Source organism: Cupriavidus pauculus, from assembly GCF_003854935.1.
Lineage (GTDB): Bacteria > Pseudomonadota > Gammaproteobacteria > Burkholderiales > Burkholderiaceae > Cupriavidus > Cupriavidus pauculus_C.
On record NZ_CP033970.1, the window covers coordinates 394,394 to 412,576 of the forward strand.

Here is an 18,183-nt window from a genome sequence, read left to right on the forward strand (position 1 = left end):
GCGCCGGTATGTAGGGAAAACATAGGAGCCATAGGCCCCGTAAATATGCGCCTGCTGGCCCGCCCCGCAGCAGCTTGCACGCTGAAATCAGGGAATACACGGACGGTTTGCGGCCCGTTGCGGGCGTGCTATTTCGCGTATCGGAATACTACGTCTGATCGCTTGACGCTCGCTGAAACGCTATGCAAAGTCGCCGAAAAAGAACGACCGTGCGAGAACGCGACACGGCGTCGGACACAGCGCGGGTGCCCCGGTGGCACACCATCGCAAGGAGACAAACGCATGGCACTGTTTTTCCAGCAGTTCCTCAATGGCTTGACACTGGGCGGCGTCTACAGCCTGGTGGCCTTGGGGTTGACCCTTGTCTACGGCATCCTGCACGTACCCAACTTCGCGCACGGCGCGTTGTACATGGCCGGCGCCTACGTGTCGTACTACGCCATGACCACGCTGGGCCTGAACTACTGGCTGGCGATGCTGGCCGCGGCCGCCGTGGTGGCCGTGCTGTCGATGCTGGCCGACCGGCTGGTGTTCCATCCGCTGCGCAACGCGCCCGAGATCCACGACATGATCGCGGCCATCGGCATCCTGCTGTTCCTGGAAGCCGGGGCGCAGGCGCTGTGGGGCGCCGACTTCCACCGCATGCCCACGCCGTACGGCCAGATGGTGGACATCTTCGGGCTCACCGCGCCGCTGCAGCGCGTGCTGATCATCGTGGCCGCGTTTGGCCTGATGGTGCTGCTGCACCTGTTCCTCACGCGCACGGTCACCGGCTCCACGATCATGGCGATGGCCCAGAACCGCGAGGGCGCGGCGCTGGTGGGCATCGACGCCACGCGCGTCACGCTGCTGGTGTTCGCCATCTCCGGCGCGCTGGCCGCCATCGCCGCCACGCTCTACGCGCCGATCAACCTCGTGTACCCGAGCATGGGCAACCTGGTGATCACCAAGGCGTTCGTCATCATCATCCTGGGCGGCATGGGCAGCATTCCCGGCGCCATCGTCGGCGGGCTGATCATCGGCATGGCCGAAAGCTTCGGCGGGTTCTACATCTCCACCGACTACAAGGACATCATCGCCTTCCTGCTGCTCGTGATCATCCTGTCGGTGCGTCCGCAGGGCCTGTTCGCCGGCAAGGCCGCCTGAGGAGACACCGACATGAAAGCACTGCAAGGCAAGACAGGCTGGGCGCTGCTGCTGGCCGCCGCCATCGCGTTTCCGTTGGCCGTTCCCAACAGCTACTTCCTGACCGTGATGACGCTCGCGTTCATCACCGCCATCGCCACCCTGGGCCTGAACCTGCTGACCGGGTACACGGGCCAGCTGAACCTGGCGCACGGCGGCTTCATGGCCATCGGCGCCTACACGCTCGGCATCCTGACCGTCGACCACCAGGTGCCGTTCTGGCTGGCGTTCGCGCTGTCCGGCGTGGTCTGCATGGTGCTGGGCTACGGCGTGGGCGTGGTGTCGCTGCGCCTGAAGGGTCACTACTTCTCGATCTTCACGCTCTGCGTGGGCTACATCATCTACCTGGTGATCGAGAAGTGGGAGGGGCTCACGCACGGCGCCGTCGGCCTGATCGGCATCCCGGTGCCGGCGGCCATCGGCCCGCTCGCCTTCGACAGCGTGCAGGCCCAGTACTACCTGGTGCTGGCGTTCCTGACGATCGGCACGTTCGTGATGCACCGCATCGTCGGCTCGCTGCTGGGGCGCGGCTTCATGGCCGTGCGCAACAGCGACGCGCTGGCCGAGGCGCTGGGCATCAACCTCATGCGCACCAAGGTGCTGTCGTTCGTGCTGTCGGTGGCCTACGCGGGCTTTGCCGGGGCACTCTACGCGGGGCAGGTGCGGTTCCTGGGCCCGGACATCGCGCGCACCGACATCACGTTCGACATGGTCATGTCGATGCTCGTGGGCGGCACGGGCACGCTGCTGGGGCCGCTGCTGGGCGCCGTGCTGGTGCCGTGGGTCACCCAGACGCTGCAGTTCCTGCAGGACTACCGGATGCTGGTGTTCGGCCCGGTGCTGATCCTGCTGATCATCTTCGTGCCCGACGGCATCGTGGGGTCCTACCTGAAGCGCCAGGCGCGCCGCGCCGCCGCGCAACGCCGGGGCGAACTGGCCGCCGCGCGCAACGCCCAGCCCATCGCCACGCGCCGCCCGGGAGCCGAGAATGCTTGAGATCCGCAACCTGACCAAGAAGTTTGGCGGCCTGACGGCCGTGCACGACGTGTCCGTGACGTTCGAGGCCGGCCACATCAACGCGATCATCGGCCCCAACGGCGCCGGCAAGACCACGTTCTTCAACCTGATCGCCGGCACGCACGCGCCCTCGTCCGGGCAGGTGCTGTTCAAGGGCCAGGACGTGGCGGGCCTGCGCGCCGACCAGATCGCGCGGCTGGGCGTGGCGCGCACGTTCCAGGCCACCGCGCTGTTCGACCGCGCCACGGTGCTGGACAACCTGATCGTCGGCCACCGCCTGCGCACGAAGTCCGGCCTGGCCGACGTGCTGCTGAACACGCGCCGCCTGCGCGAGGAAGAACGCCTGTGCCGCGACAAGGCCGAAGCCGCGCTGGACTTCGTCGGCCTGACCCATCTGGCGCACGAGGTGGCCGCCGATATCACGCAGGAAGCACGCAAGCGCGTGGCCTTTGCGCTGGCGCTGGCCACCGACCCCGACCTGCTGCTGCTCGACGAGCCGGCCGGCGGCGTGAACCCGGAGGAAACCGTGGGCCTGGCCGAGCTGATCCGCAAGATGGTGCGGCACGGCAAGACGGTCTGCCTGATCGAACACAAGATGGACATGATCATGCGGCTGGCCGACAAGATCATGGTGCTCAACTACGGCGAGAAGATCGCCGAGGGCACGCCCGCGCAGATCCAGCAGGACCCGCGCGTCATCGAAGCCTACCTGGGAGCCGACCATGTTGCAGCTTGAACGCGTCTCGCTGTCGTACGGCAGCTTCCGCGCCCTGGACAACATCACGCTCCACGCCGGCGCCGGCGAACTGGTGGTGCTGCTGGGCGCCAACGGGGCCGGCAAGAGCTCGATCTTCCTGGCGATGAGCGGCATCCATCGCACCAGCGGCGGCAGCATGCGCTTTGACGGCCGCGAGCTGGGCGGCATGAAGCCGTCGCAGATTGTGCAGGCCGGGCTCGTGCACTGCCCTGAAGGCCGCAAGCTGTTTCCGGCCATGAGCGTCGAGAAGAACCTGACGCTCGGCGCCTACGTGCACCGCCGCGACCGCGCCGGCATCCGCGCCACGCTGGAAGAGGTCTACGAGATGTTCCCGATCCTGCGCCAGAAGAAGGACGACCCGGCCGGCTCGCTGTCGGGCGGCCAGCAGCAGATGGTGGCGCTGGGCCGCGCGCGGATGGGCCGCCCGCGCGCGCTGCTGCTCGACGAGCCGTCGCTGGGCCTGGCGCCGCTGGTGGTCAAGCAGATGTTCGAGGTGATCCAGCGCATCAACCGCGCCGGCACCACGGTGCTGCTGGCCGAGCAGAACGCCTACGCGGCGCTGGGCATCGCCCACCGCGCCTACGTGATCGAAAGCGGCCGCATCGTCATGGAAGGCGACCGCGACGCGCTGCTGAAGGATGAGGGAATCCGGAAGGCTTATATCGGGGGGTAGTGGAAAGGTTTGCTCCCCTCTCCCGCTCGCGGGAGAGGGGTTGGGGGAGAGGGCGTTGCGGTCCAAATCGCGACCGTCGCATCTGGAACGTCCTGCCCTCTCCCCCGCCCCTCTCCCGCAGGCGGGAGAGGGGAGAAAACAATTGGCTATCGAAACCAGAACAGACAAGGAGACAGCACATGCACCACCAAACACTGGGTCGTTTCTTCGCGCTTGCCGCGTGCGCCGCGGCGGCAGTCCTGGCTTCCTCGCCCGCGCTGGCGCAGGAAGTGGTCAAGATCGGCTATACCGGCCCGCTGTCGGGCGGTGCCGCGCTCTATGGCAAGAACGTGCTGTCGGGCATCCAGATGGCCGTCGACGAGATCAACGCGGGCGGCCTGCAGGTGGGCGGCAAGAAGGTGAAGCTCGAAGTCGTGGCGCTGGACGACAAGTACGCGCCGGCCGAGGCCGCGATCAATGCGCGCCGGCTGGTGCAGCAGCACAAGACGCCGGCCGTGTTCGTGCCGCACTCGGGTGGCATCTTCGCGCTGCAGGCGTTCAACGAGCAGGAGAAGTTCCTGGTCATGGCCTATTCCAGCGTGCCGCGCATTACCGACGCCGGCAACAAGCTGACGATCCGCATCCCGCCGGCCTACACCGGCTACATCGAGCCGTTCGTCAAGGCGCAGATGAAGCGCTACGGCAAGAACGTGGCGCTGGTGCCGGCCGACCACGACTACGCCAAGGCGTGGGTGCAGGCGTTTGTGCCGGCCTGGGAAGGCGCGGGCGGCAAGGTCGTCGGCAACAACCCGATGTCGTACACCAAGGCCACCGACTTCTACACCGGCGTGTCGCGCGCCATCGCCGACAAGCCGGACGTGATGTTCGTGGGCGGCCCGTCGGAGCCGACGGCGCTGGTGGTCAAGCAGGCCCGCGAGCTGGGCTTCAAGGGCGGCTTCATCATCATGGACCAGGCCAAGATGGACGAGATGGCCAAGGTCACCAACGGGCTGGGCATGCTGGAAGGCTCCATCGGCGTGATGCCGCTGGTCAACGACGCCCGCCCGGCCGCGCAGGCGTACAACGCCCGCTACAAGAAACTGCATGACGGCCGCGACGCCACCACGGAGATGTCGCTGAACTACACGATGACGTGGGCGCTGGCCAACGCGATGAAGCTGGCCGGCACCACCACCGACGCGGCGGCCATCCGGGCAAAGATGCCCGATGCGGTCAAGGCGCTGCCGAAGGAAGTGAATCCGAACGAGGTGGACGGCATCGACGCCAAGGGCGGCTCCGAGGCCGACACCGTGGTCGGCTGGGTGCAGAAGGGCAAGATCGAACCGGTGCGCCTGTCGGAACTGGCGAAGTAAGGCGCCGCAAAAGAGAGAGGCGGAGGGGGCAGTACCCGGCTGGCGGGCAGCCAGCATCGACAAGGCAGTCAAAACAGTCGACGTGGAGAGAAGCGAAGGGCGTCCGGCACCACCGGACGCCCTTTGTCTTTGCCGCCGCCGGTCAGGCCCGGCGCTAGCGCCGGTCGTCGTTGCGCGCCTGCTGGCCGCGCTGCTGCTGTTGCTGCTGTTGCTGCTGTTGCTGCTGGAACTGGCGCTGGCGGTCCTGCTGCTGGCGCTGCTGCTCCTGGAACTGGCGCTGCTGTTCCTGCGCCTGCCGCTGCATGTGCTGCTGTTGCTGCTGCGCCTGCTGTTGCTGCTGCTCGTGCACGCGCCGCTGCTGCTCCTGCGCCTGGCGCTGCTGCTCCATCATCTGCTGGCGCTGCATGGCCTGCTGGCGCTGCTGCTCGAACTGCTGGCGCTGCTGTTCCTGGAACTGGCGGGCCTGCTCCAGTTGCTGGCGCTGCGCCGCCTGCTGCCGCTGCTGGTCGATCTGCTGCCGCTGCTGCTCCTGGAACTGCCGCTGCTGGTCGCGCATCTGCCCCTGCCGCTGCATGTCAGCCTGCCGCTCCTGCGCCTGCCGCTGCTGGTCGGCGAACTGCCGCTGGCGCTCCTGCGCCTGACGCTGGACGTCCTGCTGCTGCCGATCCTGCTGCTGGCGTTGCTGGTCGAACTGCCGCTGGCGCTCCTGCGCCTGCCGCTGGACATCCTGCTGCTGCCGATCCTGCTGCTGGCGCTGCTGGTCGAACTGCCGCTGGCGCTCCTGTGCCTGACGCTGGATATCCTGCTGCTGACGCTCCTGCTGCTGGCGTTGCTGGTCGAACTGCTGCCGGTTCATCGCCTCGCGTCGCTGGTCGTCCAGTTGACGTTGCTGGTCCTGCATCATCCGCTGCTGCTCGAACTGCTGGCGCCGCTGCTGGTCTTCGCCCTGCCACCGCTGGCCCTGCATCTGCCGCTGCTGGCTGTCGAGCTGGCGCTGCAACGCCTGTTGCTGCTGACGCTGGTTGTCGGCGCTCTGCCGCTGCTGGTCGTCGAGCTGGCGCTGCTGCACGAACTGCTGGCGCTGCGCGTCCGGCATGCCCGCGCGCGGCTGGCCGCCCGACCAGCCGCCCGGTCCGCGCCCGGCCTGCGCCGCCTGGCTCATGCGGACGTCGGGCTGCCATGGCAGCGCCTGCGCCGGCTGCGGGCCGCGTCGGCGGTCATCGCGGCCGGCCTGCTGGCCGCGGCCTTCCTGGCCCGGCTGCGGCCCCCGCCACGCCGGACCGGCCCCGGCGGTGCCGCCCTCGCGCGCAAAGCGGCGTGCCAGGTCGTCGCTGCCCAGCCGCCCCGGCTGCCGTGCCGCAATGGCCTGCCGTTCAAAGCCCTGGCGCGCCATCGGCGGCAAGCCCTGCGGCCGCGCGCCGCCGCCCCAGAGGCTGGCCTTGACCGGCGCGATGATCGGCCCGCCACGCCCCTCGCCCACGGGCAGCGTGCGCCATTCGTCGCGATGGCTGCCGCGCGGCACGGGCCGGCCTTCCACGAAGTTGCGCGACGGCATGCCGGTGATGGCACCGGGCACGTTGCGGTTGACCCAGCGGTCACGGTCGCCGCCGCGCATCCATGTGTTGTTGACGGTGATGTTGTTGATGCGCGTGATGTAGCGCGGACTGGCCCGGTACACGGGCCGGTAGACGTCGCGCGGTCCCAGCGGGTACCACGCCACGCCCGGCCCGCCGCCAATGCGGATGCTGGCGCCACCGATGAAGCCGACCACGGCCGGCGCGTAGCACGGCCGCACCGCCACCGGCCCCGGCACCCAGCCCCAGCGGTTGCCGAAGTACGCCCAGCGCCCGTAGTGCGATGGCGCAAACCCCCACGGCGCGTCGTCGATCCACGTCCAGCCCCACGGCGCCACCCAGGCCCAGTGGCCCGCGCTGTACGGCGCCCAGCCGGCCGCCACCGTGCGCGGGAACCACACCGCGCCGTAGCCGGGGTCCTGCTGCCAGTCGCCGTAGTCGTCCAGCGCGGTGTAGCCGGTCATGTCGGCCGGCACGTAGCGGGCGGACGGCGACGCGTCCTCGCGCGCGTCGCGGGCGGCGGTCCACTGGTCAAAGCTGTCGGCGCCCGGATAGTTGCCCGGCCCGGCGTCGGCCAGGTCGGTGCCGGCAAAGCGCATGCGCTGGCCGCGCGTCAGCTCGATGGCGCGGGTGTCGCCATACAGCACGGCGCTGCCATGGCGCATCGTCACGAGCGTGGTGGTGCCATCAGGCGAGACGTCGATCCGGTAGTCGCCGGGCTCGCGCGGCACGAACGCCAGGTTGGGCGTGTCGACCTCCACCTGCTGGTCGGGCGGCAGCGCGCGCACGCGGAGTTGCAGCGTGCCCTGCGTCAGCTTGACCTGCGTGGCGCGGTCGTCCAGGTTCAGGATCGTGGCGGCCGTGCCGCCGCCCAGGCGCACCGCCGTGGTGCCGGCGTGCAGTTCGGCGCGGCCGCCGGGGTCCACCCAGAGCCGGTCGCCGGTGGTCATCGGCCGGTTCAGCCCCACCGGCGCCCATTCGTCAGAGCCGCCCGGTGCAAAGCTGAGCCCGCCGGCCATGTCGGTCACGGTGGCGATGCGCGACGGCGGGTCGGCGGCCAGCGCGGACGGATCGCCCAGCACATTGGCGTCGTCGGGCGCCCGTTCGACATAGCCAGGCGGCACGGCAGAGTTGTAGTCCTGTGCGCCAGCCTGCCCTTGGGCAAGCAGCGCGGCCAGCCCGACGGCGGGCACGATGACGAGGCGATAACGGGGTTGCATGATCCAGTACCTGAGTCCGGCGGGTGTGCCGGCGAGCATGGCGGCACGCACCCGCTGCCACCGTATCCCGGATAACGGCAGGCGGACCGGTCTGTGCACCGGTCTTTGTAAGGACTTATTTCCCGGCATGCCCGGCGGGGCTTGCGGGACAAAGCCGGATACAAGTCTTGCAGTTGGGGGGCCGCCCCGCCACCGGGCGGGACGATGCTGCGGTGCGGCAGGCGCCGCCGCTCAGCGCGGCTGGTTGCGCAGGAAGTCGGTCAGCCGGTCGGCCGGCATCGGGCGGCCGTAGAGGTAGCCCTGCGCCTCCACACAGCCGTGGGCCAGCAGGAAATCGCGCTGCTCGGGCGTTTCCACGCCCTCGGCCACCACGCCGATCTGCAGGCTCTGGCCGACGTTGATGACCGAGCGGACGATGGCGGCGTCCACATTGTCCTGCGTGACGTTGCGGATGAACGACTGGTCGATCTTGAGCCGGTCCACTGGAAACGTCTTCAGGAAGCTCAGCGACGCGTAGCCGGTGCCAAAGTCGTCGCAGGTCAGCGTCACGCCGTCGCGGCGCAGCGCCTGAAGCTGGTCGGACACCTCGTCGCCCTGCTGCAGGGCGATGGTCTCGGTAATCTCGATTTCCAGCCGGTCGGGCGGCAGCTCCAGCGCGCGCAGCACGTGGCGCACCTCGGTCAGCAGCCGGCTTTCGGCCAACTGGGCGGCAAACAGGTTGATGGCCACGCGCGGCGCGTCCTCGAACGTCAGCGACCATGCCCGCGCCTGGGCGCAGGCCGTGTGCAGCAGCCACATGCCCACGTCGGCGGCCACGCTGCTGGCGGCCAGCGCGTCGATGAACGCGGCCGGCGTGAGCAGGCCCAGCGTGGGATGGCGCCAGCGCATCAGCGCCTCGGCGCCCTTGACGCGGCCGTCCCGCAGGTCCACCTGCGGCTGGTACAGCAGTTCGAACTGGCGTTGGGCGTAGGCTTCGCGCAGGGCCTGCACCAAAGACAGGCGCGTGGTCACGTCGGCCCGCATCTGCGGCTTGAAGAAGCGGATGGTGCGGCCGCCGTCGTGCTTGGCCCGGGCCAGCGCCAGGCTGGCGGCGGCCAGCACGTCGGCCGTGCTGTCGCCGCCGGCGGGCATCACGCACGCGCCCAGGCTGGCCAGCACGTGGTGGCGGTTGCCGTTGAGTTCGAAGGGGGCGGACAGCATCGACAGGATGGCCGCACTGACATGGCGCACCAGCGTGGGGTCCGAGATCGACGTCAGCAGCACGCCGAATTCGTCGCCGCCCACGCGGCCCACCACGGCGTCGCGCGGCGACGCATCGCGCAGGCGGCGGGCCACCTGCTGCAGCACGGCGTCGCCTTCGGCATGGCCGTGCATGTCGTTAAAAGCGCGGAAATCGTCGATACCCACCAGCAACAGGGCGAAACGGGGCGTCGTCTCGCTTTGCAGACGCGCTTCCACCCGCTTCAAGAACGCCTGGCGGACGACCACGCCGGTCAGCGGATCCAGGTCCGCCGGCGGCAAGGCGCCAGTCGCCTGCGCCTCCGACTTGGCCACCATCCCTGCCCTATCAGTTGTGATGAACATGTTTCCCGCTCAAGCTATTTGGCAAGTGTGACGAAAACCTTGAAAAAAGCAAGCGCTTCAAATTCCCGCCGCTCCCGCGCAACGGCGCGGCCTGGCGGGTAGCGGGCCGCCGTTGAAATGGCCCGGGCGTTACAGTACCCTACGCCGCAAACGCCTACCACCCGTTCGTGGGATTCCCCAGGGTCCGGTGGGCGTGCCCCGGCCGGCGGCCCGGGCCGGCCCCGCCGCCCCCGCCGCCCCCGTCCCGGCCCAACCAGACTCCATCGACCGTGAACCACTGGACCATCCGCACGCGCATCCTGGCAAGCTTCACCTTCATCCTGCTGGTCATGACGATGATGAGCCTGGCGGCCTATAACCGGCTGACGGCCATCGAGCGCGAAACCACGATCATGCGCACCGACGCGCTGCCCGGCCTGAACTACAGCGCCGGCATGCGCGGCGTCTGGGGCGAGCTCTACGTGCTGGCCTGGCAGACGGTGACCGCGGCCGACCCGGCGCAGCGCGCCCGGCTGCACGCCCAGACCGAGGACGCCACGCGCCGGCTGGACCGGCTGCAGAAGCTGTACGCGGATTCGATCCAGCGTGACGTCGATCGCACCCGGTTCCAGGCGTTCCTGGAACTGCGCAGCCGATACGAGCAGGCCGCCCAGCCCTACCTTGACCCCGTTCGCGGCAAGGACACCGTCGCCGCCGAGGCCGCCCTGCGCGGCAGTGCGCACGAGATCTGGATAGAAGGCCGCAAGGCGCTGCAGGGTCTGGTGGACGACAACGGCAAGGTCAATGACAGCGCCGCCGCCGGCATCGTCGATGCCGTGGACACGGCCAAGGTCAGCATCGAGGTAGCGCTGGCCATCGCCGTGCTGGCCGCGCTGGTCTGCGGCTTCCTGCTGCTGCGCGCCATCAACAGCCCCATGCGATCGATCGTGGCGCTGCTGGACACCATGCGCGGCGGCGACCTGCGCGAGCGCATGACGCTGAACCGGCGCGACGAGTTCCGGGCCGTCGAGGAAGGCTTCAACCAGCTGGCCGGCGAGCTGACGTCGCTGGTCGGCCAGGCGCAGCGGTCGGCCATCCAGGTCACGACGTCGGTCAACGAGATTGCCGCCACGGCCCGCCAGCAGCAGGCCACCGCCACCGAGACGGCCGCCACGACCACGCAGATCGGCGCCACGTCGCGCGAGATCTCGGCCACGGCGCGCGACCTCGTCCGCACCATGAACGAGGTATCGCACGCGGCCGAGCAGACCGCCGGGCTGGCCGGCACGGGCCAGGTGGGCCTGTCGCGCATGGAAGGCACGATGCACCATGTGATGGAGGCCGCCGGGTCCGTCAACGCGCGGCTGGCCACGCTGAACGAGAAGGCCGGCAACATCAACCAGGTGGTCACGACCATCGCCCGCGTGGCGGACCAGACCAACCTGCTGTCGCTGAACGCCGCCATCGAGGCCGAGAAGGCCGGCGAGTACGGCCGGGGCTTCTCCGTGGTGGCCACCGAGATCCGCCGGCTGGCGGACCAGACCGCCGTGGCCACCTACGATATCGAGCAGATCGTGCGCGAGATCCAGTCGGCCGTGTCCGCCGGCGTGATGGGCATGGACAAGTTCTCGGAGGAAGTGCGGCGCGGGATGTCGGAGGTGACCCAGGTGGGCGACCAGCTTTCGCAGATCATCGGCCAGGTGCAGTCGCTGGCGCCGCGCGTGCAGATGGTCAACGAGGGCATGCAGGCCCAGGCCGGCGGCGCCGAGCAGATCAACCAGGCGCTGATGCAGCTCTCCGAGGCCGCGCAGCAGACCGTGGAATCGCTGCGCCAGTCTAGCCAGGCCATCGACGAGCTGACGCTGGTCTCCAACGAACTGCGCAGCGGCGTCTCGCGCTTCAAGGTCTGAGCGGGCCGGCCGCCCTTCGCCATGGCGCTCTTCCTGCTGTTCCGCATCGGGCCCGACTACTACGCGATCGATAGCGGCGAGGTGGCCGAGGTGCTGCCGCTGACCGCCACCAAGCAGATTCCCGGCGCCCCGGCCTGGGTCTGCGGCCTGATGGTGCGCGCCGGGCAGCCGGTGCCCGTGATCGACGTGACCGCGCTGGCCACGGGCACTCCGGCCGGCGCACGCACCAGTACCCGGACCGTGCTGGTTAACTACCGTCGACCCGCACCGATGTCCAGAACCGCCGAAACTGCCGATTTCATCGATCAAGCCGATCCCGCCACCGCTGCCGAAACCGCGCCGGCCGCGCGGCTGCTGGGGCTGCGGCTCGAATATGCGACCGACACGCTGCGGTGCGACCCGGCATCGTTCGTCGACAGCGGCATCGACCCCGGCCAGGCGCGCTACCTGGGCCCGGTGCGCCACGACGCGCGCGGGCTGGTGCAGTGGGTCCGGGTGGCCGACCTGCTGCCCGAAGCCGTGCATACGATGCTGTTCCCCGACGCCCTGCCCGCATGACGGATCTGCCCCATCCCCCCACGCAGATCGAAACGCTGCTCAAGGAGCGGATCGGCCTGGACGCGACCGCCATCGGCCCGGCCGTCATTGCCCGCGCCGTGGAGACGCGCCGGCTGGCCGTGGGTGCCGCCGATCCGGCCGCCTACTGGAACGTGCTGCACGCCACGCCCGACGAACTCCAGGCGCTGATCGAGGCCGTGGTGGTGCCCGAGACGTGGTTCTTCCGCCACCGTGAAGCGCTGCTGGCGCTGGGCACGTTCGCGGCGCAGCGCGTGTTCGGCGACGGCGAGCGCCTGCTGCGCGTGCTGAGCCTGCCGTGCTCCACCGGCGAGGAACCGTACTCCATCGCGATGGCGCTGTTCGACGCCGGGCTGCCGGCCGACCGTTTCCGCGTGGATGCCGTGGACGTCAGCGCCCGCGCGCTGGCACGCGCCCGCGCCGGCCTGTATGGCAGCAACGCGTTCCGCGGCGTGCCGCTCGATTTCCGCGACCGCTATTTCGCGCCGGCCCCGGGCGGCTACCAGCTCTCCGAGAAGGTGCGCGGCCAGGTGCGGCTGTTGCAGGGCAATCTTGTCGCGCCGGGCCTGCTGGCCAGCGAACCGCCCTACCACTTCGTGTTCTGCCGCAACCTGCTGATCTATTTCGATGTCGCCACGCAGCAGCGGACCGTGCAGACGCTGCGCCGGCTGGCACAGCCCGGCGGGCTGATCTTCGTCGGTCCGGCCGAGGCCAGCCTGCTGACCCGCGAGGGGCTGGCCAGCGCCGGCGTGCCGCTGGCCTTCGCGTTCCATCCCGAGCCGGTCAGCAAGCCAGTCGTGCCGGTCGTGCGATCCGTCCGGCCGCCCGTCGCGCCGCCGGTATTGCAGAGCATGGCACGCGCCACGCCGCCCGCCGTGCGTCCCGTGCGGATGCCTCCGCCTCCGGCCGTGGCGACTGCCAAGCCGGAGGAGCCGCTGGCGTCGATCTCGGCGCTGGCCGACCGGGGCGAGTTGCAGGCCGCCACCGATGCCTGCCGCGCGTTCCTGGCGGCCCATGCGTCGTCGGCCGACGGCTGGTGCCTGCTGGGCGTGCTGAACGATGCGGCCGGCCATATCGCCGATGCGCACGCCGCCTATCGCAAGGCCGTCTATCTGGACCCCGGCCATGAAGAGGCCCTTTACCACCTGGCTGCCTTGCTCGACAGCGAGGGCGATGCCACCGGCGCCCATCGCGTGCGCGAGCGCGCGCAGCGTCATGCCCGACTGAGCCATGGCTGATTCCATCGTCCACGCCGCGCCCGCCACCCTGCCCGGCCTGGCCGCCGGCACCGTGTACGACTGCTGGCGCCGCATCGGCACCGGCGGCGACCGGTCCTGCCCGGAACTCGTCACGTACCTGCGCTGCCGCAATTGCCCGGTCTACGCGCAGGCGGCCGTGACCGTGCTCGACGCGCTGGCCGCTGGCAGCCTCGGCGGGGCCATGACGGACACGCTGCCCGCCGAGCACGCGGAGACCCGCGAAGCCGGCCAGTCGGTGCTGGTCTTCCGCGTGGGAGAGGAATGGCTGGCACTGCCGACCATCGCGCTCGGCGAGATCACCGCGCCCGCGCCCGTGCACACGCTGCCGCACCGCCGCCACGCGGCGCTGCTGGGCGTGGCCGCCGTGCGCGGCACCCTGCTGACCTGCGTCTCGCTGGCGCAGTTGTTCGGCGATGCCCCCGAGGGCGATGACGCCCGTCCGGCGCGCTTCCTGATCCTCGGCCAGGGGCGCAGCGCCATCGCGCTGCCCGTGGCGGAGGTAGCCGGCGTCGAGCACGTGCCGCGCCGCGCGCTGCTGCCGCTGCCGGCCACGCTGACGCGGGCGTCGGCACGCTACACGCAGGCGCTGTTCGAACATGCGGGCCACAGCGTGGGCCTGCTCGATGCGGACCTGCTGCGCCAGGCCCTGTCGCGGAGCCTGGCATGAACCCCGAACAGTTGCGCGATGCCTCGATGCTGGACCTGTTCGCGCTCGAAGCCGATGCGCAGGCCGAGGTGCTGAACGCGGGGCTGCTGGCGCTGGAACGCGACCCCACGGCCGCCACGCACCTCGAAGCCTGCATGCGCGCCGCGCATTCGCTCAAGGGCGCGGCGCGCATCGTCGGGCTCGATGGCGGCGTGCGCGTGGCCCATGTGATGGAAGACTGCCTGGTTGCCGCGCAGCGTGGCGGCATCGTGCTGACGCCGGCCCATATCGACGCGCTGCTGCAGGGCACCGACCTGCTCCAGCGCATCGGCCATCCGCCGGACGGCAACCTGCACTGGCCCGAGCTGGACGGCCGCGCCGAGATCGATGCGTGGATCGTGCAGATGAACCGGCTGCTCGATGGCGAGGACGTGGCACCGCCAGCGCCCCCGGCCGCACCCGCCGCACCGTCGGAGCCGGCCGCGCCGTCGCCACAGCCCGTTGCCTCGGCCGAGCTGCCGGCGGCTGCCGAATCGCACGAGCGCATGCTGCGCGTGAACGCCGACCGGCTGGACCGCCTGCTGGCGATGGCCGGCGAGGCGATGGTCGAATCGCACTGGCTGCGCCCGTTCGGCAGCGCCATGCAGCAGGCGCGGCGCCAGCAGATGCGCGCGCTGCAGGCGCTGGACGGCGTGCAGGGCCTGCTCGACACGCCCGACGTGGCCGTGCCGCGCCTGCGCGCCGCGCTGGCCGAACTGCGGCAACTGATGGAGGACGGCCAGGGCCAGCTATCCCAGCGCGTGGAGGAGTTCGACCAGTACGACCATCGTGCCACGCGGCTGTCGCGGCGGCTCTACGACACGGCGCTGTCGTGCCGCATGCGCCCGCTGTCGGACGGCATGACCGGTTTCTCGCGCATGGTGCGCGACCTGGGCCGCTCGCTGGCCAAGCAGGTGCAGCTGGTGCTGTCCGGCGAGCAGACGCAGGTGGACCGCGACATCCTCGAACAGCTCGACGCGCCGCTGGCCCACCTGCTGCGCAACGCGGTGGACCACGGCATCGAGGCCCCCGACGTGCGCCGCGCGGCCGGCAAGCCCGAGACCGGGCGCATCACGCTGGCCGCGCGCCACAACGCGGGCCGGCTCGTGATCGAGATTGCCGACGATGGCGCGGGCGTGGACCTCGACGCGCTGCGCGCGGCCATCGTGCGGCGCGGCCTGTCGCAGCCGGACACGGCCGCGCGGCTGTCGCAGGCCGAACTGCTGGAATTCCTGCTGCTGCCGGGCTTCAGCCTGCGCGAGACGGTGTCCGAGGTCTCGGGCCGTGGCGTGGGGCTCGATGCGGTGCAGGACATGGTGCGCGCCGTGCGTGGCAGCCTGAAGCTGTCGCAGCAGCCCGGCAGCGGCCTGCACTTCCATCTGGAACTGCCGCTGACGCTGTCGGTGGTGCGCGCGCTGCTGGTGGAGGTATCTGGCGAGGCGTATGCGTTTCCGCTGGGGCTGGTGCAGCGTGCCGTGCAGGTGCGGCGCGACGAGATCGAGCAGACCGAGCGGCACCAGCACTTCCGCCACGAAGGCCGCCCGGTGGGGCTGGTCAGCGCGGCGCAGATCCTGCAGCGTCCGGAGCCGCCGATCGAGGGCGATAGCGTGCCCGTGGTGGTGGTCGGCGAGCAGGACCGCGTCTACGGCATCGCCGTGGACCGGCTCGTGGGCGAGCGCATGCTCGTGGTGCAGCCGCTGGCGCAGGCGCTGGGCAAGATCAAGAACATCGCGGCGGGCAGCCTGACCGACGACGGCACGCCCGTGCTGATCTTCGACGTCGAGGACATGCAGCGGTCCGTGGAAAAGCTGGTCTCCGAGGGCCGGATCGAGCGCGTGCGGCAGGCCGGCACCGACGCCACGGCCGCGCGCCGCCGCCGCGTGCTGGTGGTGGATGATTCCTTGACCGTGCGCGAGCTGGAGCGCAAGCTGCTGGCCGGGCGCGGCTACGACGTCAGCGTGGCCGTGGACGGCATGGACGGCTGGAACGTGCTGCGCGCCGAACCGTTCGACCTTGTCATCACCGACGTCGACATGCCGCGCCTGGACGGCATCGAGCTGGTCACGCGCATCCGGGGCGACGCGCGGCTGGCGCAGCTTCCGGTGATGATCGTGTCGTACAAGGACCGCGAGCAGGACCGCGAACGCGGCATGCAGGCCGGCGCGGACTACTACCTGGCCAAGGGCAGTTTCCACGATACCGCACTGCTGGACGCCGTGCGGGACCTGATCGGCGAGGCACGCACATGAAGATCGGCATCGTCAACGACTCCCCGCTGGCCGTAGCGGCGCTACGGCGCGCGCTGGCGCTGGACAGCACGCTGGAAATCGTCTGGGTGGCCGGCGACGGCGAACGCGGCGTGCAGATGGCCGCCGCGCAGACGCCGGACCTGATCCTGATGGACCTGCTGATGCCGGTGGTGGACGGCGTGGAAGCCACGCGCCGCATCATGGCGGCCACGCCGTGCGCCATCGTGGTGGTGACGATGGACCTGGGCCGCAACGCAAACAAAGTGTTCGACGCGATGGGCCACGGTGCCATCGACGCGGTGGACACCCCCACGCTGACGCAGTCCGACGCGACGCTCGCAGCCGGGCCGCTGCTGCGCAAGATCCGCAATATCGGGCGGCTGCTGGCGGGGCGCACGCAGGCACCGCCCGCGCTGGCGGCCGCGTCGTGCGCGCCGGCCGCACCGCGGCTGGTGGCCATCGGCGCGTCGGCGGGCGGGCCGGCCGCGCTGGCGACGCTGCTGGGCGCGCTGCCCGGCACGTTCGGCGCCGCCATCGTCGCCGTGCAGCACGTGGACGAGGCGTTCGCGCAGGGCATGGCCGAATGGCTCGACGCGCAATGCGCGCTGCCGGTACGCATCGCGCGCGCCGGCGAGCCGCCGCAGGCCGGCACCGTGCTGCTGGCCGGCACCAACGATCATCTGCGGCTGGTGGCCGGCGGCCGCATGGCCTACACGCCCGAGCCGGGCGACTACCTGTACCGGCCGTCCATCGACGTGTTCTTCGAGAGCGTGGTGGAACACTGGCGCGGCGACGCGGTGGGCGTGCTGCTGACCGGCATGGGCCGCGACGGCGCGCAGGGGCTGAAGGCGATGCGCGACCGCAGTTTCCTGACCATCGCGCAGGACCAGGCCACCAGCGCCGTCTACGGCATGCCCAAGGCGGCCGCCACGCTGGGCGCGGCCCAGGAAATCCTGCCGCTGCCGCGGATCGCCCCACGTCTGGTGCGGGCCTGCGGCGGCGAGACAACAAGACAAAAGGGGTAAGCAACATGGCAAGACAGGGGAATCCGGCCGATCCGTCGGCCGCCGCGAACGAATACCTGGCGATGGTGCTGCTGGTGGACGACCAGGCCATCATCGGCGAAGCCATCCGCCGCGCGCTGGCCGGCGAGACCGACATCGACTTCCACTACTGCGCCGATCCCGAGCAGGCGGTGGCCGTGGCCGAACGCACGCAGCCGACCGTGATCCTGCAGGACCTGGTGATGCCCGGCACGGACGGGCTGACGCTGGTGCGCCGCTACCGCGAGAACCCCGGCACGCGCGACATCCCGATCATCGTGCTGTCCACCAAGGAAGAGCCGACGATGAAGAGCGCGGCCTTTGCCGCCGGCGCCAACGACTACCTGGTCAAGCTGCCGGACACGATCGAGCTGGTGGCCCGCATCCGCTACCACTCGCGCTCGTACCTGAACCTGTTGCAGCGCGACGAGGCGTACCGCGCGCTGCGGCAAAGCCAGCAGCAACTGCTGGAGACCAACCTGGAGCTTCAGCGGCTGACCAACTCCGACGGGCTGACTGGCCTGTCGAACCGGCGCTACTTCGACGAGTACCTGGGCGCCGAGTGGAAGCGCGCGCAGCGCGAGCAGACCCAGCTTGCGCTGCTGATGATGGACGTGGATGCGTTCAAGGCCTACAACGACACCTACGGCCACGTGGCCGGCGACGAGGTGCTGCGCCGCGTGGCCACCGTGATCCGCGACAACTGCGCGCGGCCGGCCGACCTGCCCGCGCGCTTTGGCGGCGAGGAGTTCTCGATGATCCTGCCCGCCACGTCGCCGGGGGGCGCGCGGCTGCTGGCCGAGAAGGTGCGGCGCGCCATCGAGACGCTGCGCATTGCGCACAGCGGGTCGCCCACCAGCGGCTTTGTCACGGTCAGCGTGGGCGGGGCCGTGATGGTGCCCGACGGCAAGGGGCCGTTCAGCCAGCTCGTGGAAGCGGCGGATGCGGGGCTCTATCAGGCCAAGCGCAACGGCCGCAACCAGGTGGTGATGGTGTAGTTTCTGCACGGATGCGCGCGCGGCGGTGCGCGCATCCTGCTTCGCGCCCAGCGTGGGCGCGGCTTTCCGGCTTGGCACACAACCTGCAGAACGGACGATTCCACATCGTCATCGTTCGAGAG

The 18,183-nt window shown here is 70.3% G+C and carries 14 protein-coding genes; 12 read left to right on the forward strand and 2 right to left on the reverse strand.

Annotated elements, in window-relative coordinates; all coding sequences use genetic code 11:
• Nucleotides 1–282: 282 nt before the first annotated feature.
• The 5 genes from EHF44_RS19925 to EHF44_RS19945 all read left to right on the forward strand — a co-directional run bounded on the left by EHF44_RS19925 (nt 283) and on the right by EHF44_RS19945 (nt 4,984).
• The gene (locus EHF44_RS19925; RefSeq protein ID WP_124685465.1) at nt 283–1,146 is read left to right on the forward strand and encodes a branched-chain amino acid ABC transporter permease; all 864 of its coding nucleotides are present in this window, start codon (nt 283–285) and stop codon (nt 1,144–1,146) included.
• A 12-nt stretch (nt 1,147–1,158) separates the two neighbouring features.
• Nucleotides 1,159–2,181 (forward strand): branched-chain amino acid ABC transporter permease, encoded by a 1,023-nt coding sequence (locus EHF44_RS19930; protein WP_124685466.1) that lies wholly within the window; start codon nt 1,159–1,161, stop codon nt 2,179–2,181.
• Nucleotides 2,174–2,938 (forward strand): ABC transporter ATP-binding protein, encoded by a 765-nt coding sequence (locus EHF44_RS19935; protein WP_124685467.1) that lies wholly within the window; start codon nt 2,174–2,176, stop codon nt 2,936–2,938. Before EHF44_RS19930 ends, EHF44_RS19935 begins: the two co-directional genes overlap by 8 nt.
• Nucleotides 2,925–3,632: an ABC transporter ATP-binding protein gene (locus EHF44_RS19940; RefSeq protein WP_124685468.1), complete on the forward strand. Its 708-nt coding sequence runs from the start codon at nt 2,925–2,927 to the stop codon at nt 3,630–3,632. Before EHF44_RS19935 ends, EHF44_RS19940 begins: the two co-directional genes overlap by 14 nt.
• Nucleotides 3,633–3,811: 179 nt before the next feature.
• On the forward strand, nt 3,812–4,984 hold the full coding sequence (locus EHF44_RS19945) for an ABC transporter substrate-binding protein (RefSeq protein ID WP_124685469.1): 1,173 nt from the start codon (nt 3,812–3,814) through the stop codon (nt 4,982–4,984).
• A 154-nt stretch (nt 4,985–5,138) separates the two neighbouring features.
• On the opposite strand, the gene EHF44_RS19950 is transcribed toward EHF44_RS19945, so the two are convergent.
• Nucleotides 5,139–7,778 carry a DUF6600 domain-containing protein gene (locus tag EHF44_RS19950; RefSeq protein WP_124685470.1) on the reverse strand — a complete coding sequence of 880 codons (2,640 nt, stop codon included), beginning with the start codon at nt 7,776–7,778 and terminating at the stop codon, nt 5,139–5,141.
• Between the two features lie 231 nt (nt 7,779–8,009).
• On the reverse strand, nt 8,010–9,335 hold the full coding sequence (locus EHF44_RS19955) for a putative bifunctional diguanylate cyclase/phosphodiesterase (protein ID WP_124686685.1): 1,326 nt from the start codon (nt 9,333–9,335) through the stop codon (nt 8,010–8,012).
• A gap of 296 nt (nt 9,336–9,631) precedes the next feature.
• On the opposite strand from EHF44_RS19955, the gene EHF44_RS19960 reads away from it, so the two are divergent.
• Genes EHF44_RS19960 through EHF44_RS19990 form a run of 7 tightly spaced genes read left to right on the forward strand, consistent with a single transcriptional unit; the run spans nt 9,632 to nt 18,061 of the window.
• Nucleotides 9,632–11,251, forward strand: a complete 1,620-nt coding sequence (locus EHF44_RS19960; RefSeq protein ID WP_124685471.1) for a methyl-accepting chemotaxis protein — start codon at nt 9,632–9,634, stop codon at nt 11,249–11,251.
• 21 nt (nt 11,252–11,272) lie between these two features.
• Nucleotides 11,273–11,809: a chemotaxis protein CheW gene (locus EHF44_RS19965; RefSeq protein ID WP_124685472.1), complete on the forward strand. Its 537-nt coding sequence runs from the start codon at nt 11,273–11,275 to the stop codon at nt 11,807–11,809.
• Nucleotides 11,806–13,065 (forward strand): CheR family methyltransferase, encoded by a 1,260-nt coding sequence (locus EHF44_RS19970; protein WP_124685473.1) that lies wholly within the window; start codon nt 11,806–11,808, stop codon nt 13,063–13,065. The genes EHF44_RS19965 and EHF44_RS19970 overlap by 4 nt, the downstream gene beginning before the upstream one ends.
• Nucleotides 13,058–13,753 (forward strand): chemotaxis protein CheW, encoded by a 696-nt coding sequence (locus EHF44_RS19975; RefSeq protein WP_124685474.1) that lies wholly within the window; start codon nt 13,058–13,060, stop codon nt 13,751–13,753. Before EHF44_RS19970 ends, EHF44_RS19975 begins: the two co-directional genes overlap by 8 nt.
• Nucleotides 13,750–16,020 carry a hybrid sensor histidine kinase/response regulator gene (locus tag EHF44_RS19980; RefSeq protein WP_124685475.1) on the forward strand — a complete coding sequence of 757 codons (2,271 nt, stop codon included), beginning with the start codon at nt 13,750–13,752 and terminating at the stop codon, nt 16,018–16,020. Before EHF44_RS19975 ends, EHF44_RS19980 begins: the two co-directional genes overlap by 4 nt.
• On the forward strand, nt 16,017–17,045 hold the full coding sequence (locus tag EHF44_RS19985) for a chemotaxis response regulator protein-glutamate methylesterase (RefSeq protein WP_124685476.1): 1,029 nt from the start codon (nt 16,017–16,019) through the stop codon (nt 17,043–17,045). Before EHF44_RS19980 ends, EHF44_RS19985 begins: the two co-directional genes overlap by 4 nt.
• A 5-nt stretch (nt 17,046–17,050) precedes the next feature.
• A complete protein-coding gene (locus tag EHF44_RS19990; RefSeq protein WP_124685477.1) occupies nt 17,051–18,061 on the forward strand; it encodes a response regulator in 1,011 nt (336 codons plus the stop codon).
• The last annotated feature ends 122 nt before the right edge of the window (nt 18,062–18,183 follow it).

Bases quoted from the DNA above. Each gene is read 5' to 3' on its own strand.
- EHF44_RS19925 (WP_124685465.1), top strand. From the start codon at position 283: ATGGCACTGTTTTTCCAGCAGTTCCTCAATGGCTTGACACTGGGCGGC.
- EHF44_RS19930 (WP_124685466.1), top strand. From the start codon at position 1,159: ATGAAAGCACTGCAAGGCAAGACAGGCTGGGCGCTGCTGCTGGCCGCC.
- EHF44_RS19935 (WP_124685467.1), top strand. From the start codon at position 2,174: ATGCTTGAGATCCGCAACCTGACCAAGAAGTTTGGCGGCCTGACGGCC.
- EHF44_RS19940 (WP_124685468.1), top strand. From the start codon at position 2,925: ATGTTGCAGCTTGAACGCGTCTCGCTGTCGTACGGCAGCTTCCGCGCC.
- EHF44_RS19945 (WP_124685469.1), top strand. From the start codon at position 3,812: ATGCACCACCAAACACTGGGTCGTTTCTTCGCGCTTGCCGCGTGCGCC.
- EHF44_RS19950 (WP_124685470.1), bottom strand. From the start codon at position 7,778: ATGCAACCCCGTTATCGCCTCGTCATCGTGCCCGCCGTCGGGCTGGCC.
- EHF44_RS19955 (WP_124686685.1), bottom strand. From the start codon at position 9,335: ATGGTGGCCAAGTCGGAGGCGCAGGCGACTGGCGCCTTGCCGCCGGCG.
- EHF44_RS19965 (WP_124685472.1), top strand. From the start codon at position 11,273: ATGGCGCTCTTCCTGCTGTTCCGCATCGGGCCCGACTACTACGCGATC.
- EHF44_RS19970 (WP_124685473.1), top strand. From the start codon at position 11,806: ATGACGGATCTGCCCCATCCCCCCACGCAGATCGAAACGCTGCTCAAG.
- EHF44_RS19975 (WP_124685474.1), top strand. From the start codon at position 13,058: ATGGCTGATTCCATCGTCCACGCCGCGCCCGCCACCCTGCCCGGCCTG.
- EHF44_RS19980 (WP_124685475.1), top strand. From the start codon at position 13,750: ATGAACCCCGAACAGTTGCGCGATGCCTCGATGCTGGACCTGTTCGCG.
- EHF44_RS19985 (WP_124685476.1), top strand. From the start codon at position 16,017: ATGAAGATCGGCATCGTCAACGACTCCCCGCTGGCCGTAGCGGCGCTA.
- EHF44_RS19990 (WP_124685477.1), top strand. From the start codon at position 17,051: ATGGCAAGACAGGGGAATCCGGCCGATCCGTCGGCCGCCGCGAACGAA.